This window comes from Mucilaginibacter roseus (assembly GCF_021215455.1).
Classification (GTDB): domain Bacteria; phylum Bacteroidota; class Bacteroidia; order Sphingobacteriales; family Sphingobacteriaceae; genus Mucilaginibacter; species Mucilaginibacter roseus.
Map to the genome: position 1 here is coordinate 244091 of NZ_JAJPWV010000002.1, position 22616 is coordinate 266706.

26 protein-coding genes are annotated in these 22616 nt (G+C 44.7%); 7 read left to right on the forward strand and 19 right to left on the reverse strand.

Translation table 11 applies throughout. The features are described from left to right. Positions 1-187: 187 nt before the first annotated feature. Positions 188-565, forward strand: coding sequence for a response regulator (locus LT679_RS05835; RefSeq protein ID WP_232176447.1), 378 nt, complete (start codon positions 188-190; stop codon positions 563-565). Here the strand turns inward: LT679_RS05835 and LT679_RS05840 are convergent. Next, entirely contained in the window at positions 562-1293 is a 732-nt protein-coding gene (locus LT679_RS05840; RefSeq protein WP_232176449.1) for an MBL fold metallo-hydrolase, read from the reverse strand. The genes LT679_RS05835 and LT679_RS05840 overlap by 4 nt on opposite strands. A 60-nt stretch (positions 1294-1353) precedes the next feature. Here LT679_RS05840 and LT679_RS05845 point away from each other — a divergent pair, with 60 nt between their 5' ends. Together LT679_RS05845 and LT679_RS05850 are read left to right on the forward strand one after the other, a co-directional pair. Continuing rightward, on the forward strand, positions 1354-1776 hold the full coding sequence (locus LT679_RS05845; RefSeq protein WP_232176451.1) for a secondary thiamine-phosphate synthase enzyme YjbQ: 423 nt from the start codon (positions 1354-1356) through the stop codon (positions 1774-1776). Positions 1777-1829: 53 nt separating this feature from the next. Continuing rightward, a complete protein-coding gene (locus LT679_RS05850) occupies positions 1830-2513 on the forward strand; it encodes a DsbA family oxidoreductase (protein ID WP_232176454.1) in 684 nt (227 codons plus the stop codon). 73 nt (positions 2514-2586) lie between these two features. On the opposite strand, the gene LT679_RS05855 is transcribed toward LT679_RS05850, so the two are convergent. Beyond that, positions 2587-3801 (reverse strand): sterol desaturase family protein, encoded by a 1215-nt coding sequence (locus tag LT679_RS05855; RefSeq protein WP_232176456.1) that lies wholly within the window; start codon positions 3799-3801, stop codon positions 2587-2589. A 223-nt stretch (positions 3802-4024) separates the two neighbouring features. On the opposite strand from LT679_RS05855, the gene LT679_RS05860 reads away from it, so the two are divergent. Continuing rightward, positions 4025-4297, forward strand: coding sequence for a (2Fe-2S) ferredoxin domain-containing protein (locus LT679_RS05860; protein ID WP_232176459.1), 273 nt, complete (start codon positions 4025-4027; stop codon positions 4295-4297). On the opposite strand, the gene LT679_RS05865 is transcribed toward LT679_RS05860, so the two are convergent. Beyond that, positions 4294-4824 carry a ferritin gene (locus tag LT679_RS05865; protein ID WP_232176461.1) on the reverse strand — a complete coding sequence of 177 codons (531 nt, stop codon included), beginning with the start codon at positions 4822-4824 and terminating at the stop codon, positions 4294-4296. The two genes, LT679_RS05860 and LT679_RS05865, sit on opposite strands and share 4 nt — an antisense overlap. Positions 4825-4920: 96 nt before the next feature. Further along, on the reverse strand, positions 4921-5283 hold the full coding sequence (locus LT679_RS05870) for a hypothetical protein (protein WP_232176463.1): 363 nt from the start codon (positions 5281-5283) through the stop codon (positions 4921-4923). A 203-nt stretch (positions 5284-5486) separates the two neighbouring features. Between LT679_RS05870 and LT679_RS05875 the strand changes: the two genes are divergently transcribed. Next, on the forward strand, positions 5487-6818 hold the full coding sequence (locus LT679_RS05875; RefSeq protein ID WP_232176466.1) for a BamA/TamA family outer membrane protein: 1332 nt from the start codon (positions 5487-5489) through the stop codon (positions 6816-6818). On the opposite strand, the gene LT679_RS05880 is transcribed toward LT679_RS05875, so the two are convergent. The 3 genes from LT679_RS05880 to LT679_RS05890 form a co-directional block, all read right to left on the reverse strand. After that, positions 6815-8263: a phytoene desaturase family protein gene (locus tag LT679_RS05880; RefSeq protein WP_232176468.1), complete on the reverse strand. Its 1449-nt coding sequence runs from the start codon at positions 8261-8263 to the stop codon at positions 6815-6817. The genes LT679_RS05875 and LT679_RS05880 overlap by 4 nt on opposite strands. A gap of 87 nt (positions 8264-8350) precedes the next feature. Beyond that, the gene (locus LT679_RS05885) at positions 8351-8968 is read right to left on the reverse strand and encodes a redoxin domain-containing protein (protein WP_232176471.1); all 618 of its coding nucleotides are present in this window, start codon (positions 8966-8968) and stop codon (positions 8351-8353) included. A 237-nt stretch (positions 8969-9205) separates the two neighbouring features. Next, positions 9206-9535: a DMT family transporter gene (locus LT679_RS05890; protein WP_232176474.1), complete on the reverse strand. Its 330-nt coding sequence runs from the start codon at positions 9533-9535 to the stop codon at positions 9206-9208. Between the two features lie 111 nt (positions 9536-9646). Here LT679_RS05890 and LT679_RS05895 point away from each other — a divergent pair, with 111 nt between their 5' ends. Continuing rightward, positions 9647-9889 (forward strand): MoaD/ThiS family protein, encoded by a 243-nt coding sequence (locus tag LT679_RS05895; RefSeq protein WP_232176476.1) that lies wholly within the window; start codon positions 9647-9649, stop codon positions 9887-9889. A gap of 2 nt (positions 9890-9891) precedes the next feature. Beyond that, the gene (locus LT679_RS05900) at positions 9892-10320 is read left to right on the forward strand and encodes a molybdenum cofactor biosynthesis protein MoaE (RefSeq protein WP_232176478.1); all 429 of its coding nucleotides are present in this window, start codon (positions 9892-9894) and stop codon (positions 10318-10320) included. Between the two features lie 8 nt (positions 10321-10328). Here the strand turns inward: LT679_RS05900 and LT679_RS05905 are convergent, their stop codons facing one another. The 12 genes from LT679_RS05905 to LT679_RS05960 form a co-directional block, all read right to left on the reverse strand. Further along, a complete protein-coding gene (locus LT679_RS05905; RefSeq protein WP_232176480.1) occupies positions 10329-11393 on the reverse strand; it encodes a HesA/MoeB/ThiF family protein in 1065 nt (354 codons plus the stop codon). Continuing rightward, the gene (locus LT679_RS05910) at positions 11386-12555 is read right to left on the reverse strand and encodes an NTP transferase domain-containing protein (RefSeq protein WP_232176482.1); all 1170 of its coding nucleotides are present in this window, start codon (positions 12553-12555) and stop codon (positions 11386-11388) included. Before LT679_RS05910 ends, LT679_RS05905 begins: the two co-directional genes overlap by 8 nt. Continuing rightward, positions 12536-13009 (reverse strand): cyclic pyranopterin monophosphate synthase MoaC, encoded by a 474-nt coding sequence (moaC, locus tag LT679_RS05915; protein WP_232176484.1) that lies wholly within the window; start codon positions 13007-13009, stop codon positions 12536-12538. The genes LT679_RS05910 and moaC overlap by 20 nt, the downstream gene beginning before the upstream one ends. A gap of 5 nt (positions 13010-13014) precedes the next feature. Then, positions 13015-14217 (reverse strand): molybdopterin molybdotransferase MoeA, encoded by a 1203-nt coding sequence (locus LT679_RS05920; RefSeq protein WP_232176486.1) that lies wholly within the window; start codon positions 14215-14217, stop codon positions 13015-13017. 9 nt (positions 14218-14226) lie between these two features. Continuing rightward, positions 14227-15216: a GTP 3',8-cyclase MoaA gene (moaA, locus tag LT679_RS05925; protein ID WP_262909254.1), complete on the reverse strand. Its 990-nt coding sequence runs from the start codon at positions 15214-15216 to the stop codon at positions 14227-14229. Positions 15217-15318: 102 nt separating this feature from the next. Further along, positions 15319-16500, reverse strand: coding sequence for an aldose epimerase family protein (locus tag LT679_RS05930; protein ID WP_232176489.1), 1182 nt, complete (start codon positions 16498-16500; stop codon positions 15319-15321). Positions 16501-16517: 17 nt separating this feature from the next. Continuing rightward, on the reverse strand, positions 16518-17606 hold the full coding sequence (locus LT679_RS05935; protein WP_232176492.1) for a glycoside hydrolase family 2 TIM barrel-domain containing protein: 1089 nt from the start codon (positions 17604-17606) through the stop codon (positions 16518-16520). Between the two features lie 22 nt (positions 17607-17628). After that, the gene (locus LT679_RS05940) at positions 17629-18660 is read right to left on the reverse strand and encodes a glycoside hydrolase family 43 protein (protein ID WP_232176494.1); all 1032 of its coding nucleotides are present in this window, start codon (positions 18658-18660) and stop codon (positions 17629-17631) included. A gap of 78 nt (positions 18661-18738) precedes the next feature. Beyond that, on the reverse strand, positions 18739-19608 hold the full coding sequence (locus LT679_RS05945) for an HAD-IIA family hydrolase (RefSeq protein ID WP_232176497.1): 870 nt from the start codon (positions 19606-19608) through the stop codon (positions 18739-18741). Continuing rightward, the gene (locus tag LT679_RS05950; protein ID WP_232176501.1) at positions 19608-20645 is read right to left on the reverse strand and encodes a hypothetical protein; all 1038 of its coding nucleotides are present in this window, start codon (positions 20643-20645) and stop codon (positions 19608-19610) included. Before LT679_RS05950 ends, LT679_RS05945 begins: the two co-directional genes overlap by 1 nt. Before the next feature lie 86 nt (positions 20646-20731). Then, positions 20732-21148 (reverse strand): hypothetical protein, encoded by a 417-nt coding sequence (locus LT679_RS05955; protein WP_232176504.1) that lies wholly within the window; start codon positions 21146-21148, stop codon positions 20732-20734. Between the two features lie 69 nt (positions 21149-21217). Next, positions 21218-22576 carry a glutamine synthetase family protein gene (locus LT679_RS05960; protein ID WP_232176507.1) on the reverse strand — a complete coding sequence of 453 codons (1359 nt, stop codon included), beginning with the start codon at positions 22574-22576 and terminating at the stop codon, positions 21218-21220. Positions 22577-22616: the final 40 nt, after the last annotated feature.

A 22616-nucleotide genomic window follows, 5' to 3' on the forward strand; every position in this document is an offset into this window, starting at 1 on the left:
TAGTTGATTATCAGGTGAATTTTCTTTACTGCACCTAAGCTAACTAACTTAAAATAACTGCGAATTAATTATTTAATAAACTTGTTAATGTCAAAATAAGGCTTACCTTTATATTAAGTATTTATATTCATAATATAATTCAGACAATCGCCCATCTAATTGCCTGTTTTACTAAAAGCGTACAGGTATGAAAAAAAGTGTTTTGCTTATTGAGAACGATGAAGCTATTGCCGAGATAGTTGATTACATCCTTACTGATGCCGGATATGAGGTATCACAAACGCCGTCGGTTCACTATTTAGAAGCTGTTAGAAGCCTCAAGCCGGATGTAGTGTTGCTTGATTATTCGTTGAGCGGCAATATAACCGGAGACATGATTTGTGCCCAATTAAAGTCAAATATTGATACGGCCCACATACCGGTGATAATCGTATCGGCAGTGGTTGGCCTTGACGATATAGCCCGCGCCTGCCGCGCCGACGACATATTGGTTAAACCTTTTGATATTACCGACCTGGAGCAGGTTGTAAATAAATGGTTTAATAAAAGCCGACTGGCCAGTTAAAAGGCAATCCGCATACCATCCGAGGCGCACGGTAGCTCCACCCTATCAAAATTCCGCATCATTTCGTTATCAAAATGGGTAAGGAATATCTTTTTATAAGATAAAAGTACCAGTTTTTCTTTAAGTGTCTGATAGTTTAGGTGATTCTTCACTTCCAGATCAAAAAAATTACATTCGCAGATAAACAGATCAGCATCGGCACTCAACGGTATCAGTTCATCCGTCCACGAGGTATCGCCGGAGTAGGCAATTATCTTTCCATCAACCTGAATACGTAAACCATGTGGAAGCACTTCTGCCGTATGGATCACCGGGAAAGCGGTCACCTTAAGCAGGCCTATGTTAAGCGTTACGTGTGCTTCATATTCATAAAAGTTGATCTTCAGCTTACTCCAAACCTCCGTGCCAGGATATAGCAGCTCCAGCAATTTCTCCAGCCGTTCCCGGCATCCGGGCGGGCTAACAATTACGAGCGGCTTTAAACGCCCATAAACAGCCATCTCCAGCAACAAAAACGGCAATCCACCATAATGATCGCCATGAAAGTGACTTAGCAGCACCACGTCAATATCATCCGGATTAATACCATTCTTCTTGATACCGGGGATTGCACTCGCGCCACAGTCTATTAAAAAGTTACCGCCATCTGCCTTCACGTAAAAGCAGGTGCTCATGCGGCCACCGCTACCGAATGCATCTCCACTGCCAATAATTGTTATTTCAGCCATTTTTAAACCATTTACGTCGATTTCAAGTTCAGTATATTAGCGCACATTAACAACTATAGCATGAAAATTTACCAGCAACATATACGCCTTACCGCCCGTCGCAGGGGTTTCCACCTCATTACTAATGATGTATTGCAGGCGCTGCCTCAGCTAAGCGAAATTAAAACAGGCATGTTGCAGGTATTTATTCAACATACATCAGCGTCTCTCACCATTAATGAGAATGCCGACCCAACCGTTCGTATGGATTTTGAAATGTACTTTAACAAGACCGTTCCGGAGAACGACCCGGATTATGAGCATGATTACGAAGGATCAGACGATATGCCCGCCCACCTTAAAGCGGCCATGTTGGGCAGTTCGGTAACTATACCCATAACAAACGGCAGGTTGGCGCTGGGCACGTGGCAAGGCATTTACCTATGCGAACACCGCAACCATGGCGGCAACCGCAGTATAGTTGTTACTGCCTGGGGCTTATAAAACCTTACAATAGCGTAACCATTGTTTGCATTTACGCTGCTTAACTTTGTAGCATGAGAGTTGATATCTGGTCGGACATTGTTTGTCCGTTTTGTTATATAGGCAAGCGCCGTTTTGAAAATGCCCTCGACGGCTTTGCTGATGACGTTGAAATAGTTTGGCACAGCTTTCAGCTTGATCCTGACGCGCAATACAAGGAGGGACAAACTATTGACCGGTACCTGGCCGATCGTAAAGGTTTTCCTCTCGAAAAAGCTAAGGAGATGAATGCCTACGTTACCGCCCAGGCTGCCGAGTTGGGGTTGAAGTATGATTTTGATATTGCTAAGATAGCCAACACACTGGATGCCCATCGCCTGCTGCACTTAGCTGCAAAATTTGGTAAGCAGAATGAGGTTAAAGAAGCCCTGCTGTATGCCTATTTTACCGAGGGTAAAAATATTAGCGACGCGGAAACGCTCACACAAATAGGTACAGCCAATGGGCTCGAGGCTGCGGACATAGCTGCCGCACTGAACAGCGATGCTTTTAAGCAGGAAGTGGAAGAGGATATTTATCATGCGCGCCAAATAGGTGTGCAGGGCGTACCCTTCTTCGTATTCAACAACAAGTACGCGGTATCAGGCGCACAGCCTACCGAGGTTTTTAAACAGGTATTAGATAAGGTTAGGAGCGAAGAAAAACCGCAGCTATTGAATGCTGAAGGCGACTCTTGCGGACCTGAAGGAAATTGCTAAAGCTGACACTTTAATATATAAATGCGAAGGGCCGGTAGTTTTACTATCGGCCCTTTATGTATGTTACTTCTTTTTATTGTTCCTGGTAAACTACGGACAGGTAGCGCTCTTCAACCGTGCGATAGAATAGCGCTAACAACGCCAGTACCGCGCAAATGAAAAAGGTCATGATATGATAATCGGCGTTATAAACGTACAGCGCGCTGCCAATAACCAACATGCGCAAAAACTCTACCGCAAACACCCATTTCTTTTGCTCCATAATGGCGCCGCAATTAATCAGTGTAAGTACCGTGAACGCCGTGAACAAGAATTTCTCCGTTGCGCCAAGTTCAAATTCAAACAAAATGAAAAAGAACAACGTAACCAGCATAAATATTACCTGCCATACTACATAATTATTCAGGCGCTGCTGCATTGGCTCTTCGTGTACCTTTACACCGAATATACGTTCGGCATTTTCACGTGCCGATGGATCGATCAGGTTCGGACTACCGAATATCATACGAATCTTGCCTTTCAGCGTTTTTTCACGCTTTACCATTATCCACAACTCTATAAAGAAATGGAAATGCTGCCACATAAAGCTGTAGGTATTTAACTGGTGCGTTAAACCGTAAACAGGCTTTTCATCCTCTTTTTTAAATGTACCGAAAAGCTTGTCCCAGATGATCAGTACGTCGCCGTAATTCTTATCAAGATATTCATCGTTGCAAGCGTGGTGCACGCGGTGATGCGACGGCGTTACTAAAAAGTATTCTAAAAAACCCAGTTTGCCTATTACTTGTGTATGTACAAAAAACGGGTACAGGCCGTGTATCAGCAACATCACCACAATCATTTCGGCAGGGAAGCCAAGTATGGGTAATACGCTCCAAAAACCTGTGCGCACCATAGCCTGCAACAAAGTAATACGTGCAGAAACGGTATAATTAAAATCCTCGCTTTGGTGGTGCACTACGTGTACCGCCCAAAGCACGTTCATTTCGTGCGCCAGGCGATGGTACCAGTACCATATAAAATCGGTACCCAAAAAAAGCAAAATCCACATGGCTATGGATGGCTTTATCTCAAATATACCGTAGGTTTTTTGCAGATAATCATAAACGCCATAAAATACCGCAGCAGCAAGCACATCAGTTAAGCGTTCCAGTATACCGATGCTTACGTTAGCTATTGAACGGTGAAGATCAAATAGCTTTAGTTTTTTTTGTTTTGCGACGAAATACTCCAGCAGCATAAATACTACAAAGAGCGGTACAGCAAAAGCGAGGATGTTGTATTTCATGACTCGTTTTTATTGTTCGGTTTTAATAATTTATTAAAACGAAAAAACACTCAAATATAATCTTAATTGGCAAACAAACACAAAATTTGTGCCCGAAAGGCCTTACAAGGGTTTAGCTGTATAGCTAATAACCGTAACGGTAAAATTGTTTTATACTTAATTTAAAGCACTATACCGAAAACATTATAACCGCCGTTTGAGTATGATTACATAAATTTGTTACATGGGAAAATTTGAGGTGCCCGATAAAGTGCTGTACATATGCACCGGCAGCAAATGCGGAAAAAGAGGTGGAAAAGATACTTATAAAATGGCGTCGAGCTTTGTTAAGCACAACAAAAGCAAGGTAGATATTGAAGTAATACGTATAGAATGCACAGACCGGTGCAAGTTTGCACCGGTCTGTAACATGCAGCCCGAAAATATATGGCTGAAAGAATATTCTGAAAAAGAGGTATTACGCATGTTAGCCAACCTCATGCAGCAGCAGGATTAAGCCTCGCTGCTATAGCTGATTTTAGGGATATGGCGGTCAATTTCCCAACGGCCGGTACCTTCTTCGCCAATAACTTCAAACAGTTCCAGCGCGCGGCGGGCTTTATATTCCTCTTCACGTTGCTCTTTAAAGAACCAGTTCAGGAATTCAAGGGTTACAAAATCCTGCTCTTTGTAGCAACGGCTGGCTATGGCTTTGATTGATTCGGTAACGCTTACCTCCTGCTCCAATGCATCCTCAAATACTTCGCGGAATGAGTTGTACTCGATTTTGATATTGGTAACCTCCGGCGAAATGGCGGTACCACCCATATCCAACACGTATTTGAAGAATTTTAACTGATGTTCTCTTTCCTCTTCAGACTGTTTATAAAAATAGTCGGCTGAATTATCAAAACCGTTACGGTCGCACCATGAGGCCATGGCTAAGTATATTGACGCTGATTGCGCTTCTTTTTTAATTTGTTGATTTAAAACCTCTTCTATCTCGGTTGATAAAAGTGACTTTACGCGAATAATATCTTTCATGATTTAACTGTTTTAATCATTAATAACACTGCAAAGATAGTGCTATAACAACCCAAACAATTAAATATTAGCAATATAGAAGCAATCTAAGTACAATTAAACCGCTGTACGGTAAAGGCGATTGTTGATGATCTGATTAAGATCGAGCATTACAAAAGTACCTTGCAAAAGCTCTTTGAAATGAATAATCTGGGTAAGGGTTAACACGTAAGTATCGTCGCAGGCACAAATAAAGATGATCTCCATATCAGGCGACTTGGCATCCATCAGTTTTTGCTCGATGTCAATACTGTCGATAGCCCTTTTTAGCTTAAGCAGGCAACGGTAATCAAAACGGGCAAGTTTACCGGCAAAATCAATATACCAGCAAGTCTCGCTGTCCGATTGATAAATAGCGCCTCGCGCCGTGGTAAAAACCTCTGTAAACTTTGGATTATCAACTACCTCTTTAACCTGCATTCCTTTTTTGTAGAAGTGTATAAAACAAAAGTAATACTATTTAGATTAAATCCAAATATAGTAACAATAATGTTTTAAACATTTTCACAACTATAGCCTCGGTTTAATTAAGCTGTATCAACAGTAAAAACCTTTTGATAATAAATAGGTTAAAAGTTAAGTTTTATTTGATCATCATCTGCGTAAAAATTAAAACGGATAAAGTGCATAAACCATTAAGATACACCACTATACTTAAAAGCGCTGCGCTGCTCACCATAGCTGTGCTTTTTGCCCCCAAGGGTTATGCCCAGGTGCAAGCCACTACTGATTCGCTTAAAACCGACTCGCTGCAAGCCGATACAATTAAAAAGCCCAAGGTTGAATATGCCGGGCAGTATGATATAAGCGACCTGATACAGGATGTAATTCATCCAAATAAAAAGCCGGACTCGCTTAAAAAGAAATCTGGAATTACACTGATGCCTAACGTGGCCTCAAACCCGAGTATTGGTTTCCAGATCGGGATTAAAGCAGTTGCAGGCCGCGTATTAGGTAGAGAGCCGGGTACGCTAATGTCGGTAGCGGCAACATCCGCGTCTATTACTACAAAGGGCATTATTTATTTTTACTTGAGCCATAACGTATTTACGCCGGGCAATCACTGGAATTTACAAGGCAGTTTAGTGGCCGCTAAAACGCTAACACCCGACTTTGGTATAGGCATTGGCGAGGCCGCTAACGGCAGCGAGGCAGACAGGATATTAAGTAACCCTGACCGTAAAGGATATGTGCTGCATTCGCTGTTTTATAATTTCCGCGAAAAGGTTTACAAGCAGGTAACTGATAATCTTTTTTTAGGTGCCGGGGTATCGTTTGATATCAGGCGGAGTATTGAAGACCGAAATAACCCCGTTGGTGAAACACAAACACCTTATTACATTTACAATGAGCGTAACGGATTCAATAACAGCAGTTACAGCTCGAATGGCTTATTGTTTAACGCACAGTATACCACGCGCGATAATCAGAACCGGGCCTATAAAGGCATTTATGCTGATGCCGGTATACGGGTAAACCAAACCTGGATTGGGAGCACTAAAAACGCTACACAGTTAACTACTGATTTCAGGAAATACTGGAGCTTGTCGAAACGTAACCCTGAGCACGTTATCGCTTTTTGGAACTGGACATCATTTGTAATAGGCGGTGCCCTGCCCTACCTTGAACTGCCCGGCACAGGCCGAGATCCAAGCTTTCGCAGTGGTCGCGGGTATACCGTTACGTACTTTAAGGGCACCCAGTACGCTTATTCCGAAGTGGAATACCGTTTCCCGATCACCCGTAACAAATTTATCAGCGGCGTAACCTTCTTTAACATGCAAACCGCTAATGACGATCTGGGAACTAAAATAGGCCAGGTATGGCAACCCGGCGGCGGCGCGGGTTTACGCGTACTGTTTAACAAAGCAACCCGTACCAACCTTTGTATTGATTACGCGTTTGGTAAATATGGTGCCAAAGGTTTGTTTTTGGGCTTGAACGAGGCCTTTTAAAGTTTAGCTAATTTGATATTAAATATATTTTTTAATGCGCGTTTGGCTGCGTTGTAACCGCACATACCGTGTACGCCACCGCCAGGAGGGGTTGACGATGAACAGATATACATGCCTTTTGCCGATGTTTTGTATGGCGACCAACGCAATGCCGGCCTTGTGTATAGTTGACCGATATCAATTATGCCGCCGTTAATATCACCGCCAATGTAGTTGGGGTTATGCTCTTGCATTTGGGCGGTATTAAGGGTATGTTTGGCCAATATCCTGTCCTTAAAACCAGGGGCAAAGCGCTCGATCTGATTTTCGATGATCTCCGTCATATCACGGGTCGATCCGTTAGGCACATGACAATAGGCCCATACGGTGTGTTTGCCTTCGGGCGCTCGGGTTGCATCGTACATACTTTGCTGTGCCAGCAGTACGTAAGGTTTTTCGCAATGTATACCCGCGGCAGATGCTTTTTCGGATATCTCGATCTCTTCCAATGTACCGCCAATATGCACTGTACCAGCCTTGCGGCACTCCTCGGCAGTAAAAGGTACGGGGCCGTCAAGCGCCCAGTCTACCTTAAATACGCCATCGCCATAACGGTAACGCTCCAACTGCCATTTGTAAATGGACGAAAATTTATGCCCGGCAATTTGCAGCAACTGCTTCGGCGTAACGTCAAAAAATACGGCACGTGCTGATGGTAATTGCGCAAGCGATGTGATGTATGTATTCACCTCAATTTTTCCGCCTAATGAGGTAAAGTAGGATGCCAGCGCATTAGCGATACTCTGCGAACCGCCTTTAGGTATCACCCAACCGCCGATATGCCCGTTAGCCAGCAGCACCATACCTATGGCTGATGTGGCCAGGTTACTTAATGGCTGTATTGAATGTGCGGCCATCCCGGCAAACAGGCCCTTCGCCTGCACAGTTTTAAATCGCTTAGCCAGCATAGTAGCCGGTTGTAACGCCGATAAACCAAAATGCGCCATGGCGAACGGCTTTGAGGGGATGTGCAGCGGGCCTAAAATGTCTGCTGCCATACCCGGCCAGTTTTTCACCACCGGGCCAATCAATTTGCGGTAAGTATCAGCATCGGCACCAAGTAACGAAGCGGTTTCGTCTACCGAGCGTTTTAAGACAGCCGCGGTTCCGTCGTCAAAAGGATGGGCTGCATCCACTTCGGGCGCTATATACTCTAATCCGTGCTGATGAAGCGGTAATTTAGCAAAGAACGGCGAACCGGCAGCAAGCGGGTGAATGGCCGAGCAAATGTCGTGTTTAAAACCAGGCAAGGTTAATTCTGCACTGCGTAGTCCCCCACCGATAGTACTTTTACCTTCAACCAACAGCACTTGCAGCCCTTGCTGCTGTAATAGTATGGCGGCGGCAAGCCCGTTAGGGCCCGAACCTACCACTACCGCGTCATAATCTTTTTTATCGGTATTCATCAGCCTGATAATTTGTATAAATATGCAAAATAAAGGGGGATAAACACACGGTTCATCCCCCTGGCACTTTAACCTACTTGAAACTAATTATATAAATTCTTTTTTGTTTATGAAACGCGCTGAATTATATACCGCCGATATCACATCCGCGGCCGAAAAACCACCTAAGTCATTACGATAAACATATTTATAAGCTACGTTTCGGCCCGCATCGCAAACATAAACAGCAGGTAATAATGTTTTTATATCATCACCGTTAGTGTAGCTTTGCGATAGCTCTTTATATAAATTTAACCGGTGTGCTAACGCATGCTGTTCATCAGTATAAAAACTGAGGGTAAGGCTGTTAAGCCAGGCTATTTGCTCTAAATGCTGTTCTGCCTTTGGTAGCACTACCAATAAATTACCGCCATTGGCCCTAATTTCAGCCTGTATAGCGCTAAGCGACCGTAAAAAGCTTAGGCCTGTATTGCCCCAATTGCACGAATAAAAAGCAACTACCAGCGGTTTGTTATTATATTTTTTAAGGTCAATAAAACCATGTGTTATAGCGCCGTTGTAGTACTCGTACCAGCGGTTACCAGCGGCTGATAGATGCAGGTCGGTATAATTGCATGTAAGCGAGTTGGTTTGAAAGTTTTGATTATTAAACGATAAGCGGGCTTCATTTACAGCCACTTCATCGTAAAGCGTAGAGGTGTTCATTTAATTTAGTTGTTGCAAAAAGTACGATCAATTGAGTTTATTATCCGTTCGATCAATGGCAACAACAACACATACCGGCATATGGTTGGCAATGGGACGTGATTTTTTTAACAGATGTTAATTGTTGTGCTTTCATGGTATGATGATACAAATGTATACAAAATCTATATACTTTATATACTATTTTTGTTACTGAGGATATTTTTATATTAAAAATCTAACAATCAGATGCTTAATTTAAATAGATACAGATTTTGAAAACACATTCATTACAATAACTCCTCCAACTATCATAACCATGCCGATGATAGCGGGGATATCCAACGATTGCCGGAACACAAAAACCGATACCAGCGCGGTAAGTACTATACCTAAGCCACCCCATATGGCATAGGCTACGCCTAACGGAATGCTTTTGAGTGAGATGGAAAAGAAGTATAAACAGCACAGGTAACATACCACCGCCATGATGCCGGGCAAAAGCTTAGTGAACTGGTGTGATGCTTGAAGCAGGCTTGAACCGATAACTTCAAATATGATAGCCAGACCGAGGAAAAGGAATTTCATAGATATTTTAAGCAAAAGTAGGGATTAATGTAAACGATGATGATGACTATTAGTTGGAACCATTAATAATTTATGTTCATATATTTGTTGTAGCCACTATTCAATCTATATATGACGATCACTGTTTTGGCATTTGGTGTTGCTAAGGACATTTTTAACGCTCCATCCATACAACTGGAGTTGGTGAACGATGCCACCGTTATGAGCCTGAAATATACTTTGGAACAGCAATACCCTCGTTTAAAGCAACTATCATCTTACCTTATCGCCATAAATAACGAATATGCCCTGCCGGAGGATTATATTCATCAGCGTGATGAGGTGGCCATTATTCCACCTGTAAGCGGCGGATGATAATGAGCAGCTCCCCTATCAACATATTGATTACCGATGAGCCACTGGATGTTACCAATTGCAGCCAATGGGTAATGGCACCCGAAAGTGGCGGCATTAATGTTTTTATAGGTACCGTACGCAATGCCACCAAAGGCAGAACCGTTTTACGCCTGGAGTTTGAGGCTTACCAAACCATGGCCATGCGCGAGATGGAGAAAATAGCTATAGCCGCATTTGAGCAATGGCCTTTGCAAAAGGTATTGATACACCATCGCACCGGAGTATTACAGGTTGGCGAAATACCGGTTATCATCGCCGTATCTGCCGCGCACCGGGACGCCGCCTTTACCGCCTGCCGCTATATTATCGACACCCTGAAACAAACCGTACCCATCTGGAAGAAGGAATTTTTTGAGGATGGCGAGGTTTGGGTGGCCGCGCATCCGTAAACGATTACTTACCCGTTTTCGTCGAGCCACTCATTCAGGCCTCCTTTAAGCGACATCACCTTAATATCGGGCAACGCACGAGTGGCTATTTTAACTGCTTCGGCACTGCGTTTGCCGGAGGCGCAGTAAAACACATTTGTTTTGGCCGGATCAACCTCATGAAAATTATTTTCAAGCTCATGAAGCGGGATATGTTTACCGCCAATATGATGTGCCTGGCGTTCCTCGCGGGTACGTACATCTATCAGTTGTACATCGCCACTCACCATTATTTCTTTAAGTTCAGATTGATCAATATCCGGCACTTCCTCTCCCGATACCGGCAATGTGGTGATGCTGGTTTTTGTAAGCGTACCTATTTTTACAACCCGGCTTTGCAGCGTTTGGGCATCAAATACCAAAAGCTTGCCGGCAAGCAGATTGCCGGTTTGCGTAATGTATTTTATTACCTCATTGGCTTGCAGGCAACCAATTATACCAGCTAAGGTAGGTATCACACCGCCCTGGGTACAATTGGGTATCTGGGCGGCATTTACCTTCGGATACAGATCGCGGTAATTGGGTGAACGGTCGCCACTATCCAAGGCAACATTCCATATCGCAACCTGCCCTTCAAACTGGTAAATAGCACCATAAACCAACGGTTTTCCGCTGATAACGGCGGCATCGTTCAGCAAGTAGCGGGTTTCAAAGTTATCGGTACAATCAACAACCATATCATACTCTGTCATAATTTCGAGTACGTTTTTGGTAGTTATGCGTTGTTCATAAGGTACAAATTCAACCGCGGGGTTTTGCTTTTTGAGTTTGCGGCAGGCTACTGCGGCTTTATTACTACCCGTATCATCCGGACCAAACAACACCTGCCGGTGCAGATTACCCTCGCTAACCGTATCAAAATCGGCAATACCTATAGTGCCCACCCCTGCCGAAGTAAGGTACAAAGCGGTTGGGCAACCTAAACCGCCCATACCCACAATTAAAACACTGGCCTGCTGCAAACGCTGCTGTGCCGCCTCGCCAAAGCCGGGTAAGGCTATCTGGCAATGGTATCGTGCCCAATCATTAGTCATGTGATGCTATGTTTTGGTGAAGTAATTGTTTAATCCGGTCATGCTCTTCCGGTGTATTTACGTTGGTAAGCGCGTCCGGGTTGGCTGGTGGTATCAGCGAAGTATCGCTGTTAATTAGCACTTTGCGCGCGCAGCTATAGCCCTGCGCCAAAAACGCCAGCAATTGCGGATAGCTTTTAGGCTCCCAAATAGTAATTAGCGGCTCGGGCAAGCCATCAAACCCACTGGTGTAAGCCGTGGCTATAGCGGCAGGATTGCGCAAAGCGACTAAGTGCTGTATGGTTGTTTCATCCAGTAAAGGCAGATCGGTCGCTACTACCAGCCAGGCACTGTCAGGGTCACGGCGAAAAGCCGAAAGGATTGCCCCGTACGGCCCCAGATCGATAAAGGTATCCGGTAAAACAGCATAACCCGTTTCTACCTGATCCTGCTGTTCTGCACGGCAGGATATAAATACCTCGTTGCAAAACCCACGCAGCATATCGGCAATGTGATAGCGCTGCTCCTTACTGTGCCATTTTACGGCGGTTTTATCAAAGCCCATGCGCTGGCTTTTGCCACCGGCAAGTACCAGGCCGTTAAGCTTAGGCTGGTTTTGTATGAGTTTACCTTTAAAAAAAGTAATTACCCCTTGCAGATCATCCACTTTAAGCATGGGTATATCGCGCCAATTTAGTACGGCATCCTGCACAAAATCAAAAACCTCGTTGGTATTATCGCTTACCAATATCAGTTCAACATTGGTTAATTGCGAAACACGCTTTTGCAGAGATGCCTTCTTATTTTCGTCCAGTATCACCACCTGTGCCTTGGCCTGCTGATGGTTGCCGTTAACCAACACCAAATCAACCTGCGAAAAGTGCTGCCTTAATTGAAACGGCGTTAGCGGCGCGGCATAACTTAACTGCGAATATTGAAGTTGGTCGGTATATTCCAACACCGCTCCAGCGCCTAAGCGACCCGGAGCGTGAGTTATATCATCGGCATGTGTGGTATCGGCGTAAGCGCCTTTATAATCGGGAGCCAAAGCTTTGATCACGTCATCGGCCAATCGCTTAATTACGGTGCACGGTGTGCCCAAAACGGCCCACTCGTTACGCCCGAAATTACCGAACGACGGCCTCGCCAGTTTGGTATGTTTATTATGCCCGTTTAAAGTCATTCTTCCCTCCTGTTTTTTCAACAAGCCGTGTTTCTTTTATCACGATGCTATGGCTCATGGCCTTGCACATATCATAAATGGTTAGCGCCGCTATGGATGCACCTACCAATGCCTCCATCTCTACCCCGGTACGCGCGGTTATGGCAGCGGTACACTCCACCACCACCTCGCGCTCCGCGTTAAAGCTAATGGTTACCGAGCAGTTATCTAAACCCAATGGATGGCAAAGCGGTATCAGCTCGCCGGTTTTTTTGGCGGCCATTATACCGGCAATAATAGCGGTTTGAAATACCGGCCCTTTTTTGGAGCGCAGTTCATCGCCCTCCAGTAAAGTTAAAACTTCATCGGGCAATAAAACAATACTTTGCGCTACGGCTTTGCGGGCGGTTACCTGTTTGGTGCCCACATCAACCATAGCGGGGTTTCCCTTGCTGTCAATATGCGTCAAGTCCATATTTATTATAACGGATTGATGAGATGTACACGATAAACCTCGCCCTTTTTGAATACTGATTTCTCGGCGGGCAGCTCCATAAAGGCATTGGCATCGGCAAGGTTAGCAAAATCGCCGGAGCCATTGCCTACTATTGGTTCGGCTATTAATTTTGCCTGCTCATTTACTAACAGTTTAACCTGTAAAAAGTATTTTAGCTCAGGTTTAAATTCCAGGTCGTTATTTAGCATGGCGTAAACCGGCGCAGGTTGTTGCTGGCCCAAAGTGGCATACAGCCAGGGTATAAAATACCGGTGCAAACACATATACACCGCCACCGGGTTACCCGGAAAAGCGAATACCGGCACGCCATTGCCATGTTTACCAAACCAAAACGGTTTGCCCGGCCTTTGCGCTACTTTATGGAACAGTTGCTCAACACCCAGTTCATTCAATACCTGCGGCAAAAAATCAAACTTACCTGCCGATACACCGCCTGCCAATATAATGGCATCATAATACTGAAAGCACTGCGATAACTGGTTACGCATAACTTCCGGATCATCGGGCAGGTGTAATACCGATGCTTCGTAACCAAGCGTTTTAAGGATAGCCTGGGCGGTATAATTATTTGACCGCCGTATCTGGAAAGGCGTAGGGCGTTTATGTACCTCAATTACTTCATCACCTGTAGAAATAACCACAATGCGCGGCACCTTTTTTACCCGCACCTCGGCCTCGCCTACGGAGGCAATGAGGCTGAGCACTGCCGGGGTAATTAACTGACCGGGAACGGCCAGCACATCGCCCTGTGTTTTATCAGCACCCTTGAGGTGCAGACCCTGTCCTTTTTCAATTGTGGCCAGGTTGATGATCGCCTCACCCTCGCCAATGGTGATATCCTCGTAGCGTATCACCGTATCAACTGATTCAGGTATGGCAGCCCCTGTCATGATCTCTATACACTCTTCATCACCATCCACCTCAACAGGTTCTACCCCGGCGGCCTGAACCGCTTTTATTTTAAATATGCGGATGCCCCGTTCAAAGGCACTATATTTTATGGCGATACCATCAACCATCACCCGGTTATAGGGTGGCAGGTCACGGTCGGCACGGATGGTTTCCGCCAGTACACGGCCTGCCGAAGTATCAAATAGGGTGATCTCGGCACCGAGGTCGCTCTTGTTATCCAATATTATCTGTTCAGCTTGTTCAACTGTTATCATAGTAAAATTTTATCCGCCAATGGCTGCCATTGATTGGTGAATGCTCGCGGCTGACTTTGCCCGGCGCTCCGCCTCATGGCCATCAACAACGCGGTTGTTTAGCGCTTGTAATAATACCTGTTTTATTTGTTCATCGCTATCGCCCATACGTAACTGATCGCGCACGTTAAGTACGCCATCATCATACAAACAGGTTTTTAATATACCTGTCGGCGTTATCCTGATGCGGTTACAAGTACCGCAAAACGTGCGCGAGTAAGCGGCTATTACGCCTACGTTACCTTTATGGCCGGGTATGTTATAATTATATGATGTTGAAAACGGTTCGTCCGCCGCTTTTTTGAGTTGCGGATGGCGTTGCCTGATCTCATCCATAATACGCACATAATCCCACGCTATGCCGCTAAATTGGTGTCCGTCCCCGTTAAAAGGCATTTCCTCAATAAAACGAACGCTTACGGGCAGCTCACGGGTTAGCTCAACCAGAGGTAATATATCCTGCGTGTTTTTGCCTTGCATTACCACGGTGTTAATTTTTACGTCGATACCGTGTTTCAGCAATTCCTGCAGCGTGTGCATTACCGCCGCGAATTCATCCCGGCGGGTAATAGCGAAGAAACGTGCCGCATCCAGCGTATCTAAACTCAAATTTACCGAACGAATACCCAGGCGTTTTAACTCGCATACATAAGGCGCCGTAAGCACGCCGTTTGTGGTAATGGTTAGTTCATCAAGCCCATTTAGCGCGGATAGCGATGATAATAACTCCATCAAATCCCGTCTTACAAACGGCTCGCCGCCGGTTATACGAATCTTATTTACGCCCATACCCACCAGCATGCTGCTGATGCGGAGCAACTCCTCGTAACTAAGCAGTTCGGTACGTGAAAGCCAGTTGAGGCCCTCCTCGGGCATACAGTAAAAACAGCGCAGGTTGCACCTGTCTGTCACCGCAAGGCGCAGGTAATTTATTGGCCGACCATGGTTATCTATTAGCAAAGGCGTTTGTTTAATTTGTAAAAGTAACGATTTAACAGGGGCTATGATACAAAAAAGTCCCGCCGGTTGCGCGGCAGGACTTTAACTATAATAAGCCAGTGCTTATTTTTTTACGGTAAACTTATAGATGGTGTGTGTTTTATAAGTTTCGCCAGGTTTTAATACCGTTGTAGGGAACGATGGCTGATTAGGCGAATCAGGGTAATGTTGTGTTTCCAGCGCGAACGAGGCGCGGAAATCATCCATCTTGCCATACTTCATCTCGTTTTTTGACTGCATAAAGTTACCGCTGTAAAACTGCAGGCCCGGCTCCTCGGTATAAATATCCATAGTGATGCCGCTCTTATCGCCGGTTATAGAGGCGATTGACTTATTGATATCATGCTTGTTCAGCACAAAATTATGATCGTAACCTTTGCCGTTCTTCAATTGCTCGTTGGCATTGGTATCAATACGCGCACCAATTTCGGTAGGATTTGTAAAGTCGAACGGTGTACCGGCAACCTTATCAATACGGCCAAACGGAATTAAACCTGCATCAACCGGAATGTAAGTATCGGCATCAACCTGTAAAACATGTTTCAGTATATCGCCGCTGCTGCAACCATTCAGGTTAAAAAAGCCGTGGCTGGTAAGGTTACAAACCGTGGTTTTATCGGTAGTAGCTTCGTACTTAATATCTAAACTATTATCATCAGTAAAATGATAGGTAACTTTCACATTCAGGTTGCCGGGAAAGCTCTCTTCACCATCTTTTGACAGGTAGGTAAGCACCAGGGTTGATGAATCAGGCTGTGTGCCATCCCATACCACATACTGAAAACCTTTTTTACCGCCGTGCAGCGTGTTAGCGCCGTTGTTGGTAAACAGGCTGTACTCCTTGCCTTCCAGCTTAAATTTGCCTTTGGCAATACGGTTGCCATAACGGCCTATAAGCGCGCCGTAATAAGGCTCGGTTGATTTTACAAAACCTTCGGCACTGCCGGGGCCAACAATAACGTCGGTAAGTTTGCCATCTTTATCAGGCACCTGCAAGCTCACTAAACGGCCACCATAGTTGGTGATACCCACCTGCGCGCCGCTCTTGTTTTTAAGTGTAAATAGCTGAACTTTTTTACCATCAATGGTTGTATCAAACGCGGCGGCTTGCGGCGCCGCTGCGGCGGTAGTACTGTCGGTCATAGTCTCGGTTGAGTTTTTGTTTCCCTGCTGATTACAGGCGGACAAATATATTGCACAAACCGGTAAAGCCATCGCGATTGAACGCAGAAATTGTTTTTTCATATCGGGTTAATTGGTTTTTATTTTCCGTTGAGTTTCTTAATCAGGTCAACTTCCGCCTGCTTGTAAGGCTTGCCGTCTTTTCTGAATACATCGTGAAACCATAAAGGTGGCTCACTGCCGTCAGGTATAACCTTTTCCCACGAGAAGATGGTATTGGTTTTGCCTGACACAAAACCCCAGTTTATGGCGGCTACGTTTTGCTCTTTAAGCATAGGCATAACCGTTTCAAAGGTACTGTTGCGTGTACGTGCCATATACTCCGTACATATCAGCGGGCGGGCGTTAAACTTTAACACTTTAACCATAAACTCATGGTTCTCCAGCGGGTTGTAGTTGTGATAGGTGATCACATCTGAATTATTTGCCTGAAACGCGTTCAGATCATACAACTCCCACTTCCACATACCGGCGCTTACGGGCTGCGATGGGTTTACCGCCCTCGCCCATTTAAACACCTCAACCAATAGCTCCATTGAGGCATTGCCTTTATCCTTATTACCAGGCTCGTTGTACAAGTCCCAAAGCAGGATGCGTTTATCGTTCTTAAATGTGGTGAGTATATCGGTAACATATTTTTTCAGGTAAGCGAAATCTTCCGGTTTCTTTACAATAAAGCCCGGATCCTGCAACCATCCCGAATTATGCACGCCAACCTTTGGCTCCGGCTGTTTGCCCGGTTTGGCACCCGTGTTCCAGCAATCATCAAAAAACACAAACATAATTTTGATGTGATGCTTATCAGCTACGGTTAAAAACTGGTCGATACGCTTTTTAAAGCCGGACGCATCGGCCTTCCATGCCTGGCTATGTAAAAATACGCGCATCAGGTTAAAGCCTATACCCTCTGCCCAACCAAATTCCTTATCAATAGCGGCGGCGTCAAACGTATCGGCCTGCCACATTTCCATTTGATTGATGGCATAGGCTGGGATATAGTTGGCACCACTCATCCAAGGGTATTGGGCATACCAAGAGTTAGCTTTTTCCATTGTCCACCGGCCGGGGATAACCTGGGGTGTATACGCAGGTTTCTTAGCGGCATCCTGCGCATTAGCTACTGTGGCAACACATAGCATTGCCGCGGCTAAAATACTTTTGATCTTCATTTATAAGTAGTTTAATTGGTTTTTATTTAATTCCGGATGGTTTGGCCAAGGGCTTATCGGTAGTCAGCGGAACGCCAAAGTTTGGTGAGCCATCCTTGTTCCAGGTGAACTTTTGCGCACGCGGCGAGCGTTTGTTGCCGCAGCCATCACCTGGATTGGAGTTGGCGTGATACAAGATCCAATCCTCTTTGCCATCCGGCGATTTAAAGAAGGAGTTGTGCCCCGGCGCATAAACACCCGTTTCGGGCGATTGCTTAAATACCGGCTCAGGCGATTTCGTCCACGATTTTGGATCGAGCAAATTGGCATTGGCTTTGGCACGAAGCATACCGAGCGCATAATTATCCGTCCAACAGGCGCTGGCGGAGTAGATCAGGAAGATATCCTTACCATGCATCAATATTTGCGGGCCTTCATTTACGTCGAGATGTTTACCGCCGGGCAGGTCGCCATCCTTTTCCCATGCAAAGGTTGGCGTGGCTATCATTACGCGCTCGCTGCTGATAGTCCAGGGGTTGCTCATTTTGGCGATGTAAATATTCTGACTAACATTTACGTCTCCTTCCCAACCCGACCATATCATGTACAATTGCCCTTTGTTTTCAAATACCGAACCATCAATGGCCCATTTGCCCGTGGCATCCTTCACTTGCCCTTTAAAGGTCCACTCCCCTTGCATCGGATCGGCCGAAGCGTTCTCTACTACGTACATGCGGTGGTGATCGTTATTACCATCATCAGCTGTAAAATACATGTACCATTTGCCGCGGATGAAATGCAGTTCAGGCGCCCATATTTCTTTAGAATACATAGTGCCGGGTGGCGGCGTCCATATCGTTTTTCTTTCGGCAGATTTAAGGTCGGTTATGTCCTTGGTTTTCCAGATGGCCAGATGATTGCCGGTAGTGTGGGTGTAATAATAATAACCGTCTTTATAAGTATTCCACGGATCAGGGCCACCCGGCAGCAGCGGGTTGGTAAATGTGGCTGTTTGCTGGGCAAAACCCGCGTAAAAAGCAAGGCAAAGCCCTAAACATAAAAGCGCTTTCTTCATTTGAATAATTTAATTGGTTGGTAAAGGCAAATATAATTTTCTGTACCAATTAAAAAATGTATAAGCTACATTTATTTATTAAAACCCGAATCCGCCGTCCTCAACCACGGCATTATGGCAAATATAAGTAGGGACAATACCTGTTGAATGAATGTTTGATTCAGCATCGCCGGGCAGCGTGTTGCCGGATAGCACCAGCACGGTATCCAGCCCAAACTTGTTGCCGCCCATAATATCGGTAAAAAGGGTATCGCCTACCATTACAATATCTTTTTTGCTGATAGCGCGGCGTTCACGTATCATATCATAAGCAAACATAAACATTTGCGAATCAGGCTTACCAAAGCGAATAAACTCCTTGCCTACTATGCTTTCCACCATATTGGCGATACCGCCGATCGCCACAGCAATATCGTTTGCAGTGAGCGGGTAAGCATAATCGGTATTAGCCACGATGGCTGGTATAGGGCGCTTACGAAGGATGTTAACTGCTTTATTAATATCCTCAAACCAGTTAAAACCCTCATCGTCCATAAAAACAAGAGCGTTAACTTTATCAATATTGGTCGCAGTAACTTCAGATACCGGGAGTGTGTGCCGCCCATTGTTATCTATGTAATGCGCTGATTCCGGCGTACCTAAAAAAGCCACTATACCATCCTTAACCTTAAGATCAAGGTATTCTTTAGTTAGCATCCCTGATGAAATGATGCGTTCCGGATCAATAACAGTTAAACCCTTTTTATGGTACGATGCAGCCAGTTCGGCCGGACTGCGTGAGGCATCGTTGGTAACAATGTAATACTCTTTGCCCTGCTTTTCCAGGTATTCAAACGTACGTTCAATACCAGGTACCAGGCCCTCATAATTCTTTAAAACGCCGAAGGCATCAAAAAATATAATTTCGTAACGGTCAATAATGGATTTAAAGTTATCTATACGCTGCATTAAGTAAGCTTTAAGGCATCAATTATCTTTTCGGCGTTGAAATCCCTGTCAACTGACGGAAGGTAAATATCAAACGCCTCGGCCTGTAACTTTTTGGCATACTGCTCGTGGAAAAAGTACTTGCCATCCTTAATTACATAATTAAGAATAAAAAAGCGGTAAACCTCCTTTAAAAAGCGAATTTCATCGGCTTTTAGCGGATTAACCTTATGATATTCCTGCAAAAAGAGGATAAAGCGGTCCTCCATCATGGTATCGATCACGTAGCTAAATACCGTCCGGTCGCCAATGGTTGATACCACCCTGCTGAAAAAGTAAAAATCGAGTATGCGGTAGCTCATCCTGAACCAGTCATAATCCCAGCGCGAGTACAGCTCCAGGTCGGGCGTTACCGAGAAGTTGCCAATGTTCCAGTCAATAAACACCGGGATGATCTCGAACGAGTTAAGGTTATATTTTGATCGGTTTTTGAGGAACAGCTCACAGTGATATTTTATATAATCGGCCTGCATACGACTGCCAAACTGTTTTTCGTTGTTGGCGATCTGCTCCAGCAAGATATTAATATCCGTACGCAGTGTTTTTGATGACTTAGGCAGTACATTCTTCACCCTTGAACAGGCCTTGTGGAATTTGCCGACCTGCTGGCCCAGTTTCATTATGTGTTCCTCTTCCAACTGGCGGGGCAGGCGCGTCATGATGCGGGTTGGGTTATAAAAAACCACCCATACATCATTTTTACCTTGTTTATAACGATAGGTGTAAACGCGGTTATTTTTTAGAAGTGATTTTGAAAGTAGTGTTTCAAACGGGTAAAGCAGGTTGTTTGACAGGGCATGGATCAGCCGGTGATCTTCCTTAAAATGCTCGTACTTGCCAAAGTAGGATAACTTAGCGATGATAATATCATCATCATCAAACGTAATGCGGTAAACGTGATTGGTTGAAACCTTCGCGCTGATGTCTTCAATAGTTTTTATGGTTTTCGAAGCATCATATCCATCCCACGCGGCCTTTATAATAACTGAATAGTCCATTTAGAATTTATAATCGCCGCAAAGATTGGGATTTATTTTGAGTTTTAGTTATTCCCTGCTATTCACTATCGTAAAAGACGATTTAGTTAACGGTCGATATCATCAAAAACATGAAGGAAATTATTTTTAATAACGGTGGTCTTTAACCAGAAACTCACAATCCAGGCGGCTATTACTAAAAAGAAAAAGTAGCTTACATAAAAGCTGATAAACAACAAGAAAGAACCAAATATTATAAGCCCGCCCCTTAGCATGAAAAAACTGAATTTAAAGCTTACATAAACGCTGTCGTGGTATTTTATGCATTTGATAGTACCGTAGTCAACATAGTAATACATCTTGACACCTTTCCTTACATTAACACCTTCAATATCAAACTCAAATAAGGTATCAGTCTTTTTTATAATGTTATACTTTCGCTCCTGCAAATATTCATTAATACGGTGATGAACATCATCCATACTGAGATTGGTAACCTTAGCCACCTCGTACTTTATTAACATGGCGTTCTATACAAATAATTATTTACCGATAGAAAAATCCGAAATCAAACCTCCGCAATCCGCAATCGTCTATATGGCTTCAAAATAGCGTTTCAGCTCCCAATCGGTTACGGCTTTGGCGTGCTGGCGGTGCTCCCAAATGCGGGTATTGGTAAAATGATCAACAAAGCCTTCGCCAAGCAGCTCTTTGGCTACCTCGGAGTTTTGCATAGCGATGGCGGCATTGTACAAATTACTGTGCAAACGTCCGTTACGTAAGTCCTGGTAGCCATTACCCTTGGTCGCGGGCATTGTCAGCTCCAATTTATGCTTTATACCATACAATCCCGAAGCCAGGGAGGCAGCTATAGCCAGGTAAGGGTTGGTATCAGAACCGGGGATGCGCATTTCTGACCGGGTATATTTTTCACTATCGTTCAATATACGGATGGCCGTTGTGCGGTTATCAAATCCCCAGGTAATGGTAGTTGGCGCCCATGCCCCTTCAACCAGGCGCTTATAGCTGTTAATGGTCGGCGCGTACATTGGTAACAGGTGCGGCAAACAATACAACTGCCCGGCAAGGTAATGTTTAAGCAGATCGCTCATGTTATGTTCATCAGCAGCATTATAGAATAAGTTGTTCTTCTTATCCTTATCCCACAAACTTTGGTGAACGTGCCCGCTGCAACCCGGCAAATCGGCATTCCATTTAGCCATAAAGGTGGCGGTAATACCGTGCTTGGAGGCGATCTCCTTAACTGCGGTTTTAAACAGCACGGCCTTATCAGCAGCACGCAGAGTTTCATCGTGCACAATAGCGGCTTCGTAAACCCCCGGACCGGTTTCGGTATGCAACCCTTCTATCGGAATGTCAAACTGCGTTAACAGATCGAACAGATCATTATAAAAAGCATTCTGCTGCGAGGTGCGCAGAATGGAATAACCAAACATACCCGGCGTTAACGGCTGCAGGTGCTTGTATTCCTTTTGCTCCAGGCTGTGCGGTGTTTCTAAAAAGTTGAACCATTCAAACTCCTGTGCAAATTCGGCATGGTAGCCCATATCATTGCATTGCTTAACAATACGCTTTAACAAACTGCGCGGGCATGCTGCAAGGTCGTTTCCATCAGCCTTGCTAAAATCAGCTAAAAAGAAAGGAATATTATCCTGCCACGGGATGTTGCGTTTGGTTGTCAAATCAATGCGGCAATCCTTATCCGGGTAGCCGCTGTGCCAGCCGGTAATCTTTACATTATCATAAGCGGCATCGTTTACATCCCAACCAAAAACCACATCGCAAAAGCCATAACCATCCTGCAAACCATCCAAAAACTTTTGCACACTGATGGTTTTGCCGCGCAGGGCGCCATCAATATCGGCAAAGGCGAATTTTATTTTGGTGATGTTATTATCCTTTATATAAGCGAGCAGTTGGTCTTTAGTCATGAGTGCAAAGGTATAGCAAAAGTGAAATTAGTAAAGTTTT